This window comes from Psychroflexus salis (assembly GCF_014640175.1).
Lineage (GTDB): Bacteria > Bacteroidota > Bacteroidia > Flavobacteriales > Flavobacteriaceae > Psychroflexus > Psychroflexus salis.
The window spans coordinates 187,831-206,291 of sequence record NZ_BMGL01000003.1 but is presented as its reverse complement, the minus strand read 5'-3'; the positions used below and the strand labels follow the sequence as shown (position 1 = coordinate 206,291).

General features: G+C 34.7%; 12 protein-coding genes and 1 riboswitch. Of the genes, 9 read left to right on the top strand and 3 right to left on the bottom strand.

What is annotated here, in order from left to right:
* Window positions 1-70 precede the first annotated feature (70 nt).
* The 3 genes from IEV63_RS03420 (at window position 71) to IEV63_RS03410 (ending at window position 8,079) form a co-directional block, all read left to right on the top strand.
* On the top strand, window positions 71-1,597 hold the full coding sequence (locus IEV63_RS03420) for a SulP family inorganic anion transporter (RefSeq protein WP_188405356.1): 1,527 nt from the start codon (window positions 71-73) through the stop codon (window positions 1,595-1,597).
* 633 nt (window positions 1,598-2,230) lie between these two features.
* The gene (gene gltB / locus IEV63_RS03415) at window positions 2,231-6,670 is read left to right on the top strand and encodes a glutamate synthase large subunit (protein WP_188405355.1); all 4,440 of its coding nucleotides are present in this window, start codon (window positions 2,231-2,233) and stop codon (window positions 6,668-6,670) included.
* 11 nt (window positions 6,671-6,681) lie between these two features.
* Window positions 6,682-8,079 carry a glutamate synthase subunit beta gene (locus tag IEV63_RS03410; protein WP_188405354.1) on the top strand — a complete coding sequence of 466 codons (1,398 nt, stop codon included), beginning with the start codon at window positions 6,682-6,684 and terminating at the stop codon, window positions 8,077-8,079.
* 15 nt (window positions 8,080-8,094) lie between these two features.
* Here the strand turns inward: IEV63_RS03410 and IEV63_RS03405 are convergent, their stop codons facing one another.
* From IEV63_RS03405 to IEV63_RS03395, 3 genes are all read right to left on the bottom strand, one after another.
* Complete coding sequence (locus tag IEV63_RS03405; RefSeq protein ID WP_188405353.1) at window positions 8,095-8,664, bottom strand: PAS domain-containing protein; 570 nt, start codon at window positions 8,662-8,664, stop codon at window positions 8,095-8,097.
* A gap of 106 nt (window positions 8,665-8,770) precedes the next feature.
* On the bottom strand, window positions 8,771-9,817 hold the full coding sequence (locus IEV63_RS03400) for a YncE family protein (RefSeq protein WP_188405352.1): 1,047 nt from the start codon (window positions 9,815-9,817) through the stop codon (window positions 8,771-8,773).
* 9 nt (window positions 9,818-9,826) lie between these two features.
* Window positions 9,827-11,671 carry a TonB-dependent receptor plug domain-containing protein gene (locus IEV63_RS03395; protein WP_229737165.1) on the bottom strand — a complete coding sequence of 615 codons (1,845 nt, stop codon included), beginning with the start codon at window positions 11,669-11,671 and terminating at the stop codon, window positions 9,827-9,829.
* 32 nt (window positions 11,672-11,703) lie between these two features.
* A riboswitch (cobalamin riboswitch) is annotated at window positions 11,704-11,919 on the bottom strand.
* 81 nt (window positions 11,920-12,000) lie between these two features.
* Between IEV63_RS03395 and IEV63_RS03390 the strand changes: the two genes are divergently transcribed.
* The 6 genes from IEV63_RS03390 to IEV63_RS03365 all read left to right on the top strand — a co-directional run bounded on the left by IEV63_RS03390 (window position 12,001) and on the right by IEV63_RS03365 (window position 18,409).
* Window positions 12,001-12,318 (top strand): FtsB family cell division protein, encoded by a 318-nt coding sequence (locus tag IEV63_RS03390; protein WP_188405350.1) that lies wholly within the window; start codon window positions 12,001-12,003, stop codon window positions 12,316-12,318.
* 8 nt (window positions 12,319-12,326) lie between these two features.
* Window positions 12,327-13,688, top strand: a complete 1,362-nt coding sequence (locus IEV63_RS03385) for a methylmalonyl-CoA mutase subunit beta (RefSeq protein WP_188405349.1) — start codon at window positions 12,327-12,329, stop codon at window positions 13,686-13,688.
* An 11-nt stretch (window positions 13,689-13,699) separates the two neighbouring features.
* Window positions 13,700-15,823 carry a methylmalonyl-CoA mutase gene (gene scpA, locus IEV63_RS03380; protein ID WP_188405348.1) on the top strand — a complete coding sequence of 708 codons (2,124 nt, stop codon included), beginning with the start codon at window positions 13,700-13,702 and terminating at the stop codon, window positions 15,821-15,823.
* A gap of 175 nt (window positions 15,824-15,998) precedes the next feature.
* The gene (locus IEV63_RS03375) at window positions 15,999-16,361 is read left to right on the top strand and encodes a hypothetical protein (RefSeq protein ID WP_188405347.1); all 363 of its coding nucleotides are present in this window, start codon (window positions 15,999-16,001) and stop codon (window positions 16,359-16,361) included.
* 81 nt (window positions 16,362-16,442) lie between these two features.
* On the top strand, window positions 16,443-17,468 hold the full coding sequence (locus IEV63_RS03370; protein ID WP_188405346.1) for a TQO small subunit DoxD: 1,026 nt from the start codon (window positions 16,443-16,445) through the stop codon (window positions 17,466-17,468).
* Between the two features lie 59 nt (window positions 17,469-17,527).
* The gene (locus IEV63_RS03365; RefSeq protein ID WP_188405345.1) at window positions 17,528-18,409 is read left to right on the top strand and encodes an SDR family oxidoreductase; all 882 of its coding nucleotides are present in this window, start codon (window positions 17,528-17,530) and stop codon (window positions 18,407-18,409) included.
* Window positions 18,410-18,461: the final 52 nt, after the last annotated feature.

Below are 18,461 nucleotides of genomic sequence, written 5' to 3'. Positions count from 1 at the left end.
AGGTTTTGATATGCAGTTTTAAAGCCTACTTTTGCAAGCTGAAATTTTATGCATTTACGAACTTCAACTTATGAAGAAATACATTAAACTATTTGATTTTAAGCAGAAAGTAGATTACAAAATTGAAATTCTTTCTGGTCTCACCGTAGCTTTAGCTTTAGTTCCTGAAGCCATGGCTTTTGCCCTTATTGCTGGATTAAGCCCTTTAACTGGTCTTTACGCTGCTTTTGTAATGGCTTTTGTTACTTCCATTTTTGGCGGCAGACCAGGAATGATTTCTGGCGCTACAGGAGCAATTGCGGTTGTGGTAGTGACGCTTGCTAAAGATTATGGAGTTGAATATGTTTTTGCTGCTGTTGTGCTTTCAGGAATAATTCAATTTTTAGCGGGTGCCTTAAAATTAGGAAAGTTAATGCGTCTCGTTCCACATCCCGTAATTTTTGGATTTGTAAACGGTCTGGCTGTAATTATTTTTATGTCCCAATTGGAACAATTTAAAGATGCAGATGGAAATTGGCTTTCAGGTACCAATTTATATATTTTACTTGCCCTAGTATTAACTACTATGCTCATTATTTGGGGATTACCAAAATTAACTCGCGCAGTTCCAGCTTCTTTAGTTTCTATTTTAGTTATTTTTGCCATTACATATTTCCTTGGAATTGATACTAAAACTGTTGGCGATATTTCTTCCATTAGTGGTGGTTTTCCTCCTTTTCATATTCCTGCTATTCCTATAAACTGGGAAACTTTCATGGTTATTCTGCCTTATGCTGGCATCATGGCAGGTGTAGGTTTAATTGAAAGTTTGTTAACCTTAAATATTGTTGATGAAATAACCGAAACACGTGGTAAAAGTAATAAAGAAGCCATGGCGCAAGGAGCTGCAAACTTATTATCTGGTTTTTTTAGTGGCATGGGTGGTTGTGCTATGATTGGTCAAAGTTTAATCAATGTTTCTAACGGTGCTCGTGCAAGACTTTCTGGAATTATAGCTTCATCGGCTTTGCTCGCTTTTGTAATGTTTGGTGCACCTGTTATTGAGTTGCTTCCAATGGCTGCACTCACAGGATTAATGATTATGGTTTCTATCGGCACATTCGAGTGGGCAAGTTTTAAAACTATTAAACGCATGCCTAAATCAGATGTTTTGGTAATGGTACTAGTTACTTTGGTTACTGTATTTCTTCACAACTTAGCACTTGCTGTTTTAGTAGGTGTAATTATCGCTGCTTTAGTTTTTGCTTGGGATAATGCCAAACGAATTCGCGCCCGCAAAAGCATCGATGAAAATGGTGTAAAACATTATGAAATATACGGACCGCTATTTTTTGGCTCTACTGCTCTATTTAATGACAAATTTGATGTAGCCAATGATCCAGATGAAATAGTAATTGATTTTTATGAAAGTCGTGTAGTAGATATGTCTGCTATTGAAGCGCTAAATAAAATTACTGAACGATATCAAAAAGTTGATAAAAAGGTTCATTTGAAGCATTTAAGTCCAGATTGTAGAAGGTTGCTTCAAAATGCAGATGAAATTATTGATGTAAATATTATTGAAGACCCTACCTATAAGGTATTAGCAAACGAATAAATTCAAGATACTCAAGGATTGGTCACCCGAATTTACCACTGATGATTTTTACAACCTATGCTGATGGTGATTCTCCTAGCAACTTTCCTGTTGGGTTTACATTGCCTTGATTAGTGGTTTGGCCTTACCAATGGTTTCGGTTCAATCGTTAAAAATTTAGCCTTAGCTGAAATTTATGGTGAACGCATTATCGATTCAGTAAATAGTTTATATACCATGATGATGTTTTTCCCTACTGCGCTTGGTCCTTTGTTATTTGGTTTTATGTTGGACTTAGGCTGTCAATTTGAGAACATAGCTGTCATTTCCATCGCAATTCACTTGCTTTTCACTTTGAATGCATTGCGAATTTTACATGTATAGTAATTTAAACCGATTACAAATAATAAAAGACTAAAATCACAATTCAACTATTTTTTGTCAATTTAAAAAATTAAAGAGCAAATATTAATAAATTGAAAATATAAAAGCTTCATAATATCAAAATCATAATTATAGATTTAATTTTTCTTATCTAAAAATTGATTTTAAAAAAATATCTTTAATAATTTAAGATATTTTAGTAAATATTAATTGAATTGAGTGCTGTTTTGCTGTATATTTCGAATTCTCATTTAATAGAATTATTCATATATGCAAGATTTAATTCATGGATTTAAAGACAGTTGTGGTTGTGGAATTATTGCTAACATAGATGGCAAACCCGATGCGCAAATAAAAGATGACGCGCTTACGGCATTAGGAAGAATGATGCACCGTGGTGCCATAGCAGCTGATGGAAAAAGTGGCGATGGATGCGGAATTTTAACTGCCATGCCACACGAGTTTATGAAAAACATAGCTTTAGCTAATGGCTTTTCTCTACCAAAGAAATATGCAGTGGGAAGTATATTCTTCACTAATCAAAATCAAAAAACAGTATTTGAAAATGCGCTTGGAAAATACGATTTAAAATTACTCTTCTATCGTGATGTTCCTATCGATAAATCTTTTTTAGGCGACCAAGCCCTGAAATGCATTCCAGATCTTAAACATGCCTTCATCATCCCAAACGCTCCAGTTGCCGAACAACGCTTTGAAGAGTTTTTGTATTTGTGTAGAAAACAAACTGAAAACAACTTACCCAAAGATAAAGATTTTTACATCGCTTCACTTTCGCCTTACGTAATTAGTTATAAAGGATTGGTAAAACCAGACTTGTTGAAAGATTTTTATTTGGATTTACAAGGAGATGAATTTAAAACAGGTTTTGCTTTATTTCATCAGCGTTTTTCTACCAACACCTTACCACGTTGGTCGCTTGCTCAACCATTTCGAACTTTAGCTCACAATGGTGAAATCAATGCCATAAATGGTAATCGTTTTAATGTAAAAATCAATACTGAAAAAGTAGAAAGTAATGTTTACTCTGCTAAAGAATTAAAAGAAATCGGTGAAATACTAGATCAAGATGCTAGCGATAGCGGAAGTGTAGATAATATGTTTGAATACCTGTTGGCTAACGGAGTTAATTTTTTTAAAGCCATGAGCAGCATGTTTCCACCTGCTTGGCAAAATTTACCCAAGCAAGATGCTAAAATTCGCGCTTATTACGAATATTTAACGGCTAATTTTGAAGCTTGGGATGGTCCGGCTGCACTAAACTTTACGGATGGCAGATATTTAGCCACCGCAATGGATAGGAATGGTTTGCGCCCAGCTAAATACATTATTACAAAAGATAATCGATTTCTTATCGCAAGTGAATTAGGCGTAATTGATATTGATGAAGAAAATGTTAAATACCAAGGTAAACTTCATGGTGGCGAAGCTATTGCAGTCGATACAAAACATGGCAAGGTTTTAATGAATGAAGAAATTCGCGATTACTTAAAAAATTCTCAGCCTTATGGCGAATGGCTTGCAAAACATCAGCATTACTTGGCTGAACATTACGATGAAAATTTTGTAGATTTTTCAGATTACCAATTAAATGATGCTTTGGTTTATCAGCGTTATTTTAATTATACGCATGAAACGGTAGAGCAAATTATCGCTCCTATGCTTCAAAATGGGAAAGAAGAAATCGGTTCGATGGGAGACGATACGCCCCTAGCTTGTTTTAGCCAAGTGCAACGTAATTTTACCGACTTTTTTAGACAAAAGTTTGCTCAGGTTACCAACCCAGCTGTAGATCCGCTTCGCGAAAAACTTATTATGTCTTTAAGTGTTACCTTAGGACCACGCGGAAATATTTTAAAAGAAGTGCCCGAAAATGCAACGGGTCTTCGCTTAAATAGTCCTGTGCTATCTAAAGAAAAACTAGATATCATTAAAAACTTCGGAAACCCAAATCATTCCAATTATAAATCTGCTTACAAATACAAAAGCTTCTCCACTTCATTTGAGCAAAATTTACATCAATCTTTATTTAATATCGCTTTTCAAATAAAAAAAGCTATTGAAGAAGATAACATTAGCATGGTTATTTTAGATGATCGTTGTTTATCTAATTCACAAAAAATAATTCCCATTCCATTAATGGTTGGGTTTGTAAATAATTATTTGTCTAAACATCAACTTCGCAGCAAAGTCTCTATTATAGTTTGCTCTGGCGAATTATACGATTCGCATTCATGTGCAGTTGTAATTGGTTTTGGTGCCACAGCGGTTTATCCCTATTTATTATATGGTACTGCTTTAACTATTGCCGAGCGTAACAAAAAAGCTAAAAACCATAACTTAAAACTCGTGCAAAAAAAGGCATTGCAAAATATACATCATGCCTTAAATGCAGGATTGTTAAAAATTATGTCAAAAATGGGAATTTGCGCCATAGATAGTTACCAGCATAGCGGTTTGTTCGATATTATAGGTTTAAGCAAAGAAATTACAGACGAATGTTTTAGTAATGCTCATACGTTTTTAGCAGGATTGACTTATAAAGACATCGAAATGCGAATTGATCAAGACCATGCTAAAACATTTCAATTAAATGAATTTTCAAATCAATATGAATTAGAAGTAGGTAGTTTTTATAAATATATGCCTAAAGGCGAATACCACGATTATGCACCTGCGGTTTCTATGGGTATTCGGCGTTTTGCAGCTAGCTTAAATAAAGATGAATACGATGCTGTTCAAAACAGAATTAACCAACGGGGTTTTCGGATGATTCGGGATTTTTATAATTTAAATTCAACTAAAAAATCTATTTCAGTTGAAGAAGTAGAGCCCATCGAAGATATTACATGGCGGTTTAATTCGGCTGCCATGAGTTTGGGCGCCATTTCACCTGAAGCCCACGAAGCTCTGGCAGAAGCTATGAATCAAATTGGTGCCATGAGCAATTCTGGCGAAGGCGGAGAAGACCGTAAACGATTCAACACTATAAAAAATAGTAAAATAAAACAAGTAGCTTCTGGTCGATTTGGGGTAACTCCGCAATATTTACGCAGTGCAGAAGAAATTCAAATTAAACTCGCACAAGGGGCAAAACCAGGTGAAGGTGGTCAATTACCCGGAAAAAAAGTAACCCCTTTAATCGCCAATTTACGCCATACCATGCCTGGTGTAACTTTAATTTCGCCACCGCCACATCACGATATTTATTCTATTGAAGATTTAGCACAACTTATTTACGATTTAAAGCAAATTAATCCAAAAGCGCGCGTAAGTGTAAAGTTAGTTTCATCTTCAGGTGTAGGAACTATTGCAGTGGGTGTAGCTAAAGCCTATGCCGATAAAATTATTATTTCAGGATGCGATGGTGGAACGGGTGCTGCACAATTGGCATCTATTAAATTTGCAGGAAATCCATGGGAATTAGGATTAATTGAAGCACATAATGCACTTAAAGTAAACGATTTACGAAAAAGTATTGAGTTGCAAACTGATGGGGGATTAAAAACAGGTTTAGATGTAGTTAAAGCTGCTATTATGGGTGCTGAAACCTTTGGTTTTGGTACCGTATTATTGAATACCGTTGGATGTAAAATTTTACGGGTTTGCCATTTAAATAAATGCAGCGTGGGAATTGCTACTCAAAATGAAACGCTTCGCGAACATTATACGGGAACTGTAGAAGCCATTGTTCAATATTTACAACATATTGCACAGGATATTCGGGAAATTTTAGCAAAATTAGGTTACACTAGTCTAGATGATGTAATTGGAAAAACGGAATTGCTTGATGTAGTTGAAAACGAAATAGCAGATAAATTCGATTTTAAATCTATCTTATTTGATTATAAAGGCGAAAACATTCAGCGTATCAAACACAATGATCCTTTCGATAAAAATACTTTTGAAAAAGAAATTTTTAAAGAAGTAAAATTCTTTATAGAAAAACCCAAGAATTCGAAAAGTTTAAGCCTTGAAATCAATAATACTAACCGAAGTTTTGGAACATACACCAGCGGATTTATAGCAGAAAAATATGGCGATGTTGGCTTACCCAAAGACAGTTTAATTTATTATATCAAAGGAAATGCAGGTCAGTCGTTTGGCGCATTTTTAAGTCAAGGCATGTCCTTATATTTAACTGGAAATGCCAATGATTATGTTGGTAAAGGTATGCGTGGCGGACGTATTGTAATTCGTCCAAAAGACACAAATAAACAAATGAGCATCGCCGGCAATACGTGTTTATACGGTGCAACAGGTGGAAAACTATTTATTACAGGAAGTGTAGGCGAGCGTTTTGCAGTGCGTAATTCTGGTGCCTTAGCAGTTGTAGAAGGAACTGGCGACCATGCTTGCGAATATATGACTGGTGGCACTGTGGTAATTCTCGGAAAAACTGGCTACAACTTTGGTGCAGGAATGACGGGTGGCGCTGCTTTTGTGTACGATAAAGATTTGAGCTTTTTCGATAAAGTAAATATGGAGTTAGTAAAATTAGAGCGTATCGACACCGAAGAAACTGAAGAAGCTCGACACTACTTAAAGAAAATTTTACGCAGTTATATTTACCGAACTCAAAGTGAAACGGCTAAAAAACTTCTTACCCACTTTTTAGCAGAATTGCGTTTCTTTTGGCTTGTAACACCAAAAGATATGAAAGCACCACTAAACCCATTTGAAGGAAACTAAAAACAAAACTAATGTACGATTACACCAAAATAGAACGCTTAGAACGAAAAAAAATAAATGCCAAAGAGCGTTTAGCAAATTATAACGAAATTTACGAAGCTTACTCTGATACTACTGCTAAAGGACAATCTAGCCGTTGTATTCAATGTGGAATTCCGTATTGCGCATCATCGGGTTGCCCGTTAAACAACAACATTCCGCATTGGTTAAAATTCAATGCAGAAGGCAACGATGAAAAAGCTTTCCAAATTTCGAATGAAACATCTCCGTTTCCCGAAATTCTTGGTAAGATTTGTCCACACAATCGACTTTGCGAAGGTGCTTGCACACTAAACGATGGTCATGGCGCTGTAACTATCGGTTCTATTGAAGTACACATTAACGAAAAAGGCTTTGAAAATGGACTAAAACCTAGTTTTCCTAAGCAACTTTCTGATAAAAAAGTAGCCATTATTGGTTCAGGTCCCGCTGGTATCTCTTGTGCCAATTTTTTGCTGAGAGCAGGAATTAAACCCGTTATATTTGAAAAAGCAGATGAACCAGGCGGATTATTACTGTACGGAATTCCTGAATTTAAACTAGAAAAGAAAGATGTCTTCAGAAGAATACAACTATTATTAGAAGCCGGAATGGAACTTAAATTAAATACCGAAGTTGGTAAAGACATTAGTTTTGAAGAGCTACGAAATGAGCACGATGCGGTTTTTATGGGTTTTGGAGCAACTGAAGGCAGAGTGCTCAATCATGAAGGTTACAATAGTGAACATGTGTATATGGCAGTCCCATTTTTAACCAATATTCAAAAGAAGCGTTTGGGTAAAGATTTTGATTTAAAATACAATGTGCATGGTAAAAATGTAGTGGTGATTGGTGGTGGCGATACGGCAATGGACTGTGTACGCACTAGTATTCGTTCTGGAGCCAAAAGCGTAAAGTGCGTGTACCGACGTGACGAAGAAAATATGCCTGGAAGTGACAAAGAAGTAAAAGCAGCCAAAGAAGAAGGCATCGAATTTATTTTTACCACTGCTCCAAAACATTTTGTAGCCGATGAGAAAGGTAAAATCATAGGAATGAAATTTGTAAAAACCAAAATAGCTTCAGATGAAAAATCCCCACGTGGTAAGGTAGTTGAAGTAGAAAACTCTGAATTTATTATAGAAGCTGACATCATTATTTTAGCTTTAGGATTCAATCATCAACAAATTAAATTTTTAAATAAAGCGGGGATTAAAGCTAACACCTACGGTGGCATTGAAGTAGACGAAAATTACCAAACCAGTTTAACTGGTGTTTATGCTGGTGGCGATATGGTGCGCGGAGCAGATTTAGCCGTAAATGCAGCATTGGATGGTCGTGAAGCAGCTTTTAAAATTTCGGCACAAATTAAAAATAAGATTGCGGTGTAATGTAGTTTGTTTAAATTATCCTACTTCCTTTTCTAAAGCGATGTAATGCAAATTATTGTTGGCTCCAAATAAGGGAACAATTTTTACTTCACATTTATACAAGCTGTTGTCATTTTTGTAATTATAAATTACATCTTTAAACACTTTGTGCTCTTTTAAATGTAAGCGAATTTGCTGTTTTGATTGTACATCGGTTTTTTCTCCTTGAAGAAAACGTGGAGTTTTATCTATAGCATATTTTTTAGAATAACCCGTCATTTTTGAAAATCCATCATTTACCCACAAAATCTTTTGATCAGCATCTGTAATAATCAAAGCATCGTAATCTGCTTTTTTGAATAAATCTTTCATATTTACATCCCAACTAAATTTTTCAGCAAATACGGAAACTTGATGTACATCGGCTTCAATTTTAGACAAATGTATCAATTCATGAAAGTGTGAAATATAAACATCCCAAGATTGTAAAGGCATAAATCGAATGGCATTTGAGCCAATTTTCATCTTAATTTTTTGGTATTCTTTAGTCGAGAGCGAAGACAAATAAACATCTAAGCAACTCATTTTTGCAAATTTATGTTTCATATTATTAAATTTTAATCATTCACTAACCAAGCCATTGGCTTTAAGATTGTTAATAATTGGAATTATTATACAGTCAGCTAAAACTAAATATTGTGTGCTAAAACTTTTAGTTAAAATAAAATCCGTTAGGTCCTAAGCCAGCTTCAGTTTCAAAAAGCAATTGTCCAGATTCATTGTATACCAAAATAGTTCCGTTGGATGCAAAATCACTTCCGTCAGCTATATAAATTTGATTATTCTGAACCGCAAAACCATAAAACATTCCAAAAGCAGAATCAGTTTCATAAGAAAACAAGGCTTCTTCTTCAAAATTTAGATCTGTTAAATTTGTGAAGTAAACAGCATTCCCAGAAGTGTAGTAAACTTTTCCGTTGGCTACTTGTAGATTTTGAAAATTGCCTTGTTCTTCATTAAAATCAACACTTGCATCAATTGAAAATGAATTGGTATTTATTCTAGAAAATTGTGTTGCGCTTAACGTAAAAATTTCATTATTTAATAAAACCATCGAGTTTAGGCCTGCTCCTACTTCAACCAGAGATTCTATTTCTTGTGAAGCGGCATCAATTACAGTTAAACTGTTTCCATCAGAAAAAGCTGAATTTTCAACAATGAGTTTTCCGTTAACTGCTTCAATTTGGTTGGCAATGTTATTCACAGGGATGGTGTTTTCAACTTGGTAGGTTTCCAAATTAATTACTGAAACAAAATCGTCTGTAGTACTTCCAAAACTAGCTAAATTAGTTACATAAGCTTTGTTATTTAAAATTGTTCCGTAACGCGGAACTTCAAATCCTGCATCGATTAAAGCAATAAATTCTAAGGTATACCGATTTACCACATTAATTAAATTACTTCCGTTAGATATAATAAACATACGTTCTTCATCAAAAAACACAGATTGAATGAAACTTCCCAAATCTTCATTTGGATTTTCGGCTACAAATGCATTTTGAGTTACTTCAGAAAAATCATTTTTTATAAAACTTAACGAGCCTGTTCCACCAAAAGGACCTTCGTTCACCACAAAAAAACCATCGGCATAATCGCCTGTTGGTATTGGAGTTTGCGAATTAAAATCATCGTCGTCGCTACAAGCGGTTAATAAAATACTAGTAAATAATAAAAAAGATAAATACTTAAAATACTTCATAATTAGGATTTATAAAATTAAATTGAATTGAATTTGATAATATCTTCCCGGCATGGGTCGGTTTTCAATTCCTTGAAATTCTTTGTTCCAAAGATTAAAGACACGAACACCTACATCGATTTTTGGGGAATGGGATAGCAATTGATAGCGTAAACCAAGATGTTGCAATGCATAACCTTGAACTACCGCGTTAGCTTGATTATTAGAACGTGTAAAAACTTCACCTACATAGATGAATTGTGTATCTGCTGTGAATTTTTTAAAATGATAGGCTAAAGAAGTAGTAGCTTTATGAAATGGAACATAACGCAACTGAAACCCTGTTGCTCTATTTTCGGAAACGGTATAGGCATAATTCGCCTTCCATTGCAGTTGATGCTGATTCCATTTTTGAGAAAAACTCGTTTCAATTTCGGCACCATAGGTTCTAACTTGATCTGTATTAACAGGCTGCCAAACAGCATTTTCGTTGGGAATCCACCGAATCATATTATCGATGTAATTGTAGAAACCGGTTGCTGAAAACTGAATATTTTTCCAACTTAAATGATGTCCCCACTCCACTTGGTAAGCGGTTTCTGGTTTTAAATTGGCATTTCCACTCCTGCCCCAAAACAAATCATTAAAGGTTGGAATTCGGAAATTTTTAGAAGTATTTAGCTTCATTAAATAGTGCTCAGAAAAACGAAAATCGCTTCCCAAAGTGTATAAAACTGTGCTATCATACAAATTCGAAATCTCTTGCCGTAAACTGCCTTCAACAATCCATTTTTGGTTTATTTTTCGCTTGGCTAACAAAGCAAAGGCTGCCGTATTTCTACGGTCTTCTAATAAATCGTCGCCAGATGCGTTGGCTAAATTGGCATCGATTAAAGCAGAAAACACCCAATTGTCTTTTTCCAATTGCAAATTGTACTGCGTTAAAAAAGTTTCAGCTAAATTAGAAGTCGATTCATTTGCCCGATTAATATTCTGAATAAAGGTAAATGCTTCATTAAAATAACCCATTTTTAAAGTAGAACGCCATTTTTCATCTTGAAATTCCCATTCCAATAAACTCCGTAAATCTTCATTTTTGTAAGCAGATTTAATATCGCTGGGGCGAATAACAGAGAGATTTCTATCGCCTAAAAACAACCAATAAAAAAACTTGAATTGATGCTTTTCATTGAGTTTATAAGCAATGTCTAATCCTAATGAATTGTTATTGAATTTTCCATTAATATTCTTTCGGTTGTCATTATGTATCGGAAAATCATTATCGGATGAATTGTGTTGAAGTCCAAAATTAAAACTCCATTTTTCAGTAGCTTTTTGAAATTGGTAACGCGAATCTAAGCTGTTGAAGCTTCCATACCTTGTTTGAAAAAAATGCTTGCTTTTGTTGTTAAATTTCAATTTACTTTCTAAATGAATGCTACCACCAATAGCCGAAGTTCCATAAATCACACTTCCGCCACCTGGTTGAATCTTAATTTGTTGCATAGTTGGATTCAACAAAGTATTAAAATCGGCTTGCCCGTTTAATTGTGAGCTAATGTTAATTCCATTCCAAACCACAGCAGTTTGCTGGGCAGTTGTACCCCGAAAAGCAGGAGAAGCAACCATTCCGTAACCATTTTGATTGAAATGAATGCTGGTATTAAAATTGAGTAAATCGGTTAAATTTGCTGGATTTTGCTGCAAAATAGAATCCTTCAACCGAAGCGTTTTTTGCCCAGTTGAAAAAGTAGATAGCAATTTGTTGCTAACAATTACTTCGTCAAGTTGTTGAATAGAGTCCAAGTGAACTTGCGCATAAATTGTATGGCAACATAACGCTATAAGCGAAATGTAAAAAAATACATGTTTCATAACCAACTCAATCCTTATCCCGAGAATTTTTGTTTTTAATTTAGAATTAGGCAGGTCTCCTGGCTGGCGTCTTTGTTTTAACCTTCCCATCGAATTTTGACAGTGGCATATTGCAGTTTGCAAAACAAAGCATCTCGTAAAACGAGACTAAGCTTACAGTTGCGGGAACAGCTTCCGATTTTAACGGAATTCCCTTTTAATGAAAACGCTTGTAAAAGTCATTTTCAACCATAATTCAGCGCAAAGATAGAATTAATATTGAAACATTTGTTAAAAAATACTCCTAAAAGCAAGTGCAAACTCCTTCAATAATTTTGTATTTTTGAAAGATGAAGTGGAGTGAACTCAAAACAAAAACCTGGTTTAAAATTGCAAGCAACAAGTACTTTTTAGTAAGTATGGTTTTTGTTATTTGGATGCTTTTTTTAGACACTAATTCGTGGTTAATTCAACGTGAATTAAACCAAGAAAAAGAAGAATTACTTAATAACAGAGCCTATTATTTAAAGGAAATTGAAAAAGATAAGCAAACGCTAAAACGCTTAAACGACTCGGTTGAAATTGAAAAATTTGCTCGTGAAAACTATTATATGAAACGCCCTAATGAAGAAATTTTTATTATTGAATATCAAGATAGTTTGCAATAAAAATAAACATGAATAAATCTTTATTTAGTCAATTTGAAGCTGTTTCTGCTAAAGAATGGAAGCAACAGATACAAGTAGAATTAAAGGGAGCTGATTTTAATGAAAAATTAGTTACCAAAACAGAAGATGGCATCGACATTAAGCCTTTTTATCATGCCGATGATGTCGAAAAATTTACGCATCTTCAAACTTCATCTTGGAAAATTTGCCAAGCTTTTGAAGTAACTTCTGAAACTAAAACCCATACCATAGTAGATGCTACACAACGGGGAGCCGAACAAATTAAATTAGAAGTCGACTCTACTTCTACTCCTATCGAAAAATTGGTGTTGACTTTACACGAAAAACAAATCCAGGTTTATGTTACCTATAAAAGAGTTCATTTTAATGAATTAGAAGCAACTATTTCAAAACTTTCTGGAAAAGCCATTTTTGTAATCGATCCTATTGCAAAATTAGCTAGAACAGGAAATTGGTATACCAATCAAAAAACAGATTTTGCATTTATAAAAGATGCTTCAGCCGATGCAAATTTTAATATTACACTTCAGTTGAAGCATTTTCAGCAAGCTGGAGCAACACATGTTCAGCAACTAGCTTACGCCTTAGCCCAAGCTAATGAATATTTAAACTTAGCCGAAGACAAGGAATTTTTAAATAAAATTAAAGCCTTTTATGTAGAAGTTGCAGTTGGTGGAAATTACTTTTTCGAAATTGCCAAACTACGTTCTTTACGGGTTTTACTGTATAGTTTGTTAAGTGAATATCATCTAGAAATTCCTATTTATATTTTTACAGAACCCAGCAACCGCAACAAAACTTTATACGATTACAATGTAAATATGCTGCGTACTACTACAGAATGTATGAGTGCAATTTTAGGTGGTGCCGATGTAGTTTGCAATCAAAACTACGATGCGATTTATCAAAATGAAAACGAATTTGCTAATCGTATAAGTCGTAACCAATTGTTAATTTTAAAAAATGAAAGTTATTTTGATAAAGTCCACAATCCAGCAGATGGTAGTTATTATATTGAAAAAATAACGCAACAATTACAAGATAAAGCCTTGGCCATTTTTAAAGACATTGAACAAGGTGGCGGATTGATAAAACAACTTTTTGAAGGAAAAATTCAGAAAAAAATAAAAGAACAAGAGACTAAAGAACAAGAAGAGTTTAGTGTTGGCGATAGAAAATTGGTAGGTACAAATGCTTACGAAAACAAAGATGAAAAACTCAGCGAAAATTTCGAAAGAAATCCTTTTATGGAAACCGAAACAAGGAAAACATTAATCGAGCCTATTGTAGAAAAACGATTAGCTGAAGAAGTCGAAAAACAACGAATAAACCAAACTACCAGAGCTTAAATAATTAACTTATGAAAAGAAAAGATTTAAGCCAGTTAGAAATTAAAAAACTTCCTAAGAGTTTAAATTCGAGCCAGAAAAAATTTCCAACGGCAGAAAAAATAAAATTGAAGCCTGCGTATACTTCAGCAGATATTGAAGATGTAGACCACTTGAATTATGTGGCTGGAAAACCACCCTATTTACGCGGACCATATTCAACCATGTATGTTACTCGACCATGGACAATTCGGCAATATGCGGGATTCTCAACTGCAGAAGAAAGCAATGCATTTTACCGAAGAAATTTAGCCGCTGGCCAAAAAGGTTTATCGGTTGCTTTCGATTTACCTACACATCGTGGTTACGACTCGGATCATGAACGTGTTGTTGGCGATGTGGGTAAAGCTGGTGTTGCCATCGATTCGGTTGAAGATATGAAAGTGCTTTTTGACCAAATTCCATTAGATAAAATGTCGGTTTCTATGACTATGAATGGTGCAGTCTTACCCATTTTAGCTTTTCATATAGTAGCTGCTGAAGAAACTGGGGTTAAACCTGAACAACTTTCAGGAACCATTCAAAATGATATTCTTAAAGAATTCATGGTTCGGAACACCTACATTTATCCACCAACACCTTCCATGAAAATTATTTCAGATATTTTTGAATTTACGTCTAAAAACATGCCGAAATTCAATAGCATTAGTATTTCTGGTTACCACATGCAAGAAGCTGGAGCCACCGCCGATATTGAATTGGCATACACTTTAGCAGATGGAATAGAATACATTAAAAAAGGAATTGAAGCTGGAATGGACATCGATACCTTTGCGCCACGACTATCGTTTTTCTGGGGCATTGGTATGAATCATTTTATGGAAATTGCAAAAATGCGAGCCGCCAGAATGTTATGGGCCAAATTGGTAAAGCAATTTAATCCGAAAAATCCGAAATCGCTTTCTTTACGAACTCATTGCCAAACTAGTGGTTATAGTTTAACCGAACAAGACCCATTTAACAATGTAGCTAGAACTTGTATTGAAGCTGCCGCTGCTGCTTTTGGTGGCACACAGTCTTTACATACCAATGCTTTAGATGAAGCCATTGCCTTACCTACCGATTTTTCTGCACGAATTGCACGAAACACACAATTATACTTGCAAGATGAAACTTTAATTACCAAAACGGTAGATCCTTGGGCAGGTAGTTATTATGTAGAAAAGCTTACACAAGAAATTGCCCAAAGTGCTTGGAAACATATTCAAGAAGTTGAAGAATTAGGTGGAATGACCAAAGCGATTGAAGAAGGCATTCCCAAACTTAGAATTGAACAAGCAGCCGCTAAAAAACAAGCTAGAATCGATAGCGAAATGGATACTATAGTTGGTGTAAATAAATACCGATTAAAACAAGAAGATCCTATTGTAACGCTAGAAGTAGACAACCAAACGGTAAGAAAACAACAGCTAGAAAAATTAGCTAAAATTAAAGCTGAGCGTAACACAAAAGCAGTTCAAGAAAAACTAAATGCTTTAACGCAAGCAGCAAAAACCAACAACCAGAACTTACTGGCACTCGCCGTAGAAGCTGCACGTGAGCGAGCTACATTGGGCGAAATTAGCGATGCCTTAGAAGAAGTTTTTGGTAGACATAAAGCCAAAATTCAATCCTTTAGTGGAGTTTATAGTCACGAAATGAAAACAGATCAATCTTTTACAAAAGCCAAGGAGTTAGCCGATAAATTTGCCGAATTAGAAGGTAGAAGACCTCGAATTATGATTGCCAAAATGGGACAAGATGGACACGATCGTGGCGCCAAAGTTGTTGCTACTGGTTATGCCGATGTAGGTTTTGATGTAGACATTGGTCCGTTGTTCCAAACTCCTAAAGAAGCTGCTAAACAAGCCGTAGAAAACGATGTTCACATTTTAGGCGTATCTTCGTTAGCTGCCGGACACAAAACCCTAGTACCACAAGTTATTGAAGAATTAAAAAAATTAGGCAGAGAAGATATTATGGTTATTGTTGGTGGTGTAATTCCTTCAGCCGATTACGAGTTTTTATTCAATGCGGGTGCAGTAGCTGTATTTGGCCCTGGTACTAAAGTTAGTCAAGCTGCTATTGAATTACTCGAAATTTTAATTGATGAGTAGTTTTTAGTTGGTAGATGGTTGATGAAAAGGACTGAATAGAAAAAAAGACTGAAAAGAGAAAAGGATTTGAATTAATTGAAAAACTTCAGATCTGAATATTTTAGATTGATAAAATAAGCCTAAAAGCTATACAAATCTTAGTTGTTATTTTTAGGTTTGATCCAAAATTATACATTTGTTTAAGAAATCGAATTTCTTTTTAATTTGTACATGCATTGTTTTGCTTTCTTCTTGCAACACAAGAAAAGGTTTAGATGCATTTTTTGATATTCCTTTTCAAAAAACACTGAATGTTTCCAAAGCCAATTTGCAACAAAATTCTTGTTCTGAATTAGAATGGAATCAACTAACACAAAACAATATTGAAACATTTGATGATGAATCCACATCTGTTGATTTATCAGGTAATGAAATTCATTTTAAAAATGAACTAACTCATGCAAAGCTTTCATCATGCTTACCTAATGAAGAAAAAACTCATTCATTAAAAATTCCTTTATACCTACTCTACCTTCAACTAAAAACCGATTTAGTTTAAAATTTTAAGATCAGACTATTTGGGTTTTCAATAAATAAGATTGGAAACCGTACCATTTTATTAAATTTTAAATTATTTCAGATGACTTCAAAAACAACAACAGCGTTTAGTTATGCTGGACTTTTTACATTATCACTGCGCTTAGTAGCTGGTTGGACATACTTTTCTGCCCTATGGCGAAGAATAGTATTAAAAAATAAACTCGATCCCGAATTACCAGGTTACATTGGTGAGAAATTCAATCATTTTTTACCAAATGCTTTGGGCATTGGTCCAATGATAGAATATTTATTAGAAAACCCTGATTTATTGTATATAAATATGGTAGCTTTTACTATAATAGAAGGTGTCGTAGGCTTATTTTTTATGTTTGGTTTTTTTACACGCCTAAGCAGTATTGGCGTTATTGGGCTTGCATTGGGTATTTTACTCGGTGCCGGTTGGATTGGCACGACATGTTTAGATGAATGGCAAATTGGTGTGTTAGGAATTGCAGCCGGATTTACAACCTATTTTTCAGGCGGTGGTCATTTTTCTATAGACCATTATTTAACAAAGAAAAAAGCTTGGTTTACATCGAAAACTGCAACTTATTTTACTTCAGGAAAACTTTCACTTTCGGAATACAAATTAAAAAAATTGAATATAATTGTTGCATTTACTATTTTAGGTTTAACCCTATTGACCAATCAAATTTTTCATGGTGGACTTTGGGGCGATTTGCACAATAAATCAGTTAGTCCCGAATTGGAAGTTAGCCGTGTAAAATTAGAAGATAATTGGCTTCAATTTGAAGTATATCGTGTAGAAGGTGTAGATGTTTACGGTTCATTTTTAATACAAATAGAAGTATTCAATGAATCGAATAAAGTAATACATACGTTAGATTCGGAAGATTTAGCCAATTTTAATTCTTCACATATTAAAAATCAATACATCGCTAAAGTAAAACCTGGCAAACATGCAATGATTATTCCACTGGGTGCAAAAGCTGAAATAAAACTTCAACTCAGTGAAAATCAAATAAAAGATGCGAAATACGTTAAATTAACCGATATAAGTGGTAAATCTTGGGACTCGAAAATCGAAAATCCTAAGCTTCAATAATTGGTTAAAAGCGCTTTAATAAAAACGAAATTCACTATTTTTAGAAAAAATTGAAATTTATGAGTTATACAGATAAAATGTTGCGGGATAACGCACTTCAAGGCAAAACAATTTTAGTAACTGGTGGTGGCAGTGGATTGGGAAAATCTATGACCAAATATTTTATGGAATTAGGTGCCAACGCTGTTATTACTTCTAGAAATTTAGATAAACTAGAAACTACAGCTAAAGAATTAGAAACTGAAACTGGAGCCAAATGCTTACCGCTCCAATGCGATGTTCGGCACTATGACCAAGTTGAAAATATGCTTAAAAAAGCGCACGAAACTTTTGGTGAAGTTGATGTTTTACTCAATAATGCCGCTGGAAACTTTATTTCGCCTACTGAACGTTTATCTGCCAATGCCTTCGATACCATTATAGATATTGTATTAAAAGGCAGCAAAAACTGTACTTTAGCTTTAGGTAAATATTGGATTGATAAAAAACAAACCAATAAAACCGTGCTAAATATTGTAACTACCTATGCTTGGACCGGTTCGGCTTATGTAGTTCCAAGTGCAACAGCTAAAGCAGGTGTTTTAGCGATGACGCGTTCATTAGCTGTTGAATGGGCTAAATACGGTATTCGTTTTAATGCTATTGCACCTGGACCCTTCCCTACCAAAGGTGCTTGGGATCGATTGCTGCCAGGCGAATTAAAAGACAAATTCGATTTAGCTAAAAAAGTGCCTTTAAAACGCGTTGGCGACCACCAAGAATTAGCCAATTTAGCAGCCTATTTAGTATCTGACTTTTCTCATTATTTAAATGGAGAAGTGATTACAATTGATGGTGGCGAATGGCTAAAAGGCGCTGGGCAATTCAATTTATTAGAGCAAATTCCTGATGAAATGTGGGATATGCTAGAAGCGATGATAAAGCAGAAAAAAGGTTCGTAGAACGCTTCGTGCATATGGTTTGTGGGTGGCAAAAATGCTTGGTTTTTTTAGC

Coding starts and splice junctions, on each gene's coding strand:
- IEV63_RS03420 (WP_188405356.1), top strand. CDS start 71: ATGAAGAAATACATTAAACTATTTGATTTTAAGCAGAAAGTAGATTAC.
- gltB (WP_188405355.1), top strand. CDS start 2,231: ATGCAAGATTTAATTCATGGATTTAAAGACAGTTGTGGTTGTGGAATT.
- IEV63_RS03410 (WP_188405354.1), top strand. CDS start 6,682: ATGTACGATTACACCAAAATAGAACGCTTAGAACGAAAAAAAATAAAT.
- IEV63_RS03405 (WP_188405353.1), bottom strand. CDS start 8,664: ATGAAACATAAATTTGCAAAAATGAGTTGCTTAGATGTTTATTTGTCT.
- IEV63_RS03400 (WP_188405352.1), bottom strand. CDS start 9,817: ATGAAGTATTTTAAGTATTTATCTTTTTTATTATTTACTAGTATTTTA.
- IEV63_RS03395 (WP_229737165.1), bottom strand. CDS start 11,671: ATGAAACATGTATTTTTTTACATTTCGCTTATAGCGTTATGTTGCCAT.
- IEV63_RS03390 (WP_188405350.1), top strand. CDS start 12,001: ATGAAGTGGAGTGAACTCAAAACAAAAACCTGGTTTAAAATTGCAAGC.
- IEV63_RS03385 (WP_188405349.1), top strand. CDS start 12,327: ATGAATAAATCTTTATTTAGTCAATTTGAAGCTGTTTCTGCTAAAGAA.
- scpA (WP_188405348.1), top strand. CDS start 13,700: ATGAAAAGAAAAGATTTAAGCCAGTTAGAAATTAAAAAACTTCCTAAG.
- IEV63_RS03370 (WP_188405346.1), top strand. CDS start 16,443: ATGACTTCAAAAACAACAACAGCGTTTAGTTATGCTGGACTTTTTACA.
- IEV63_RS03365 (WP_188405345.1), top strand. CDS start 17,528: ATGAGTTATACAGATAAAATGTTGCGGGATAACGCACTTCAAGGCAAA.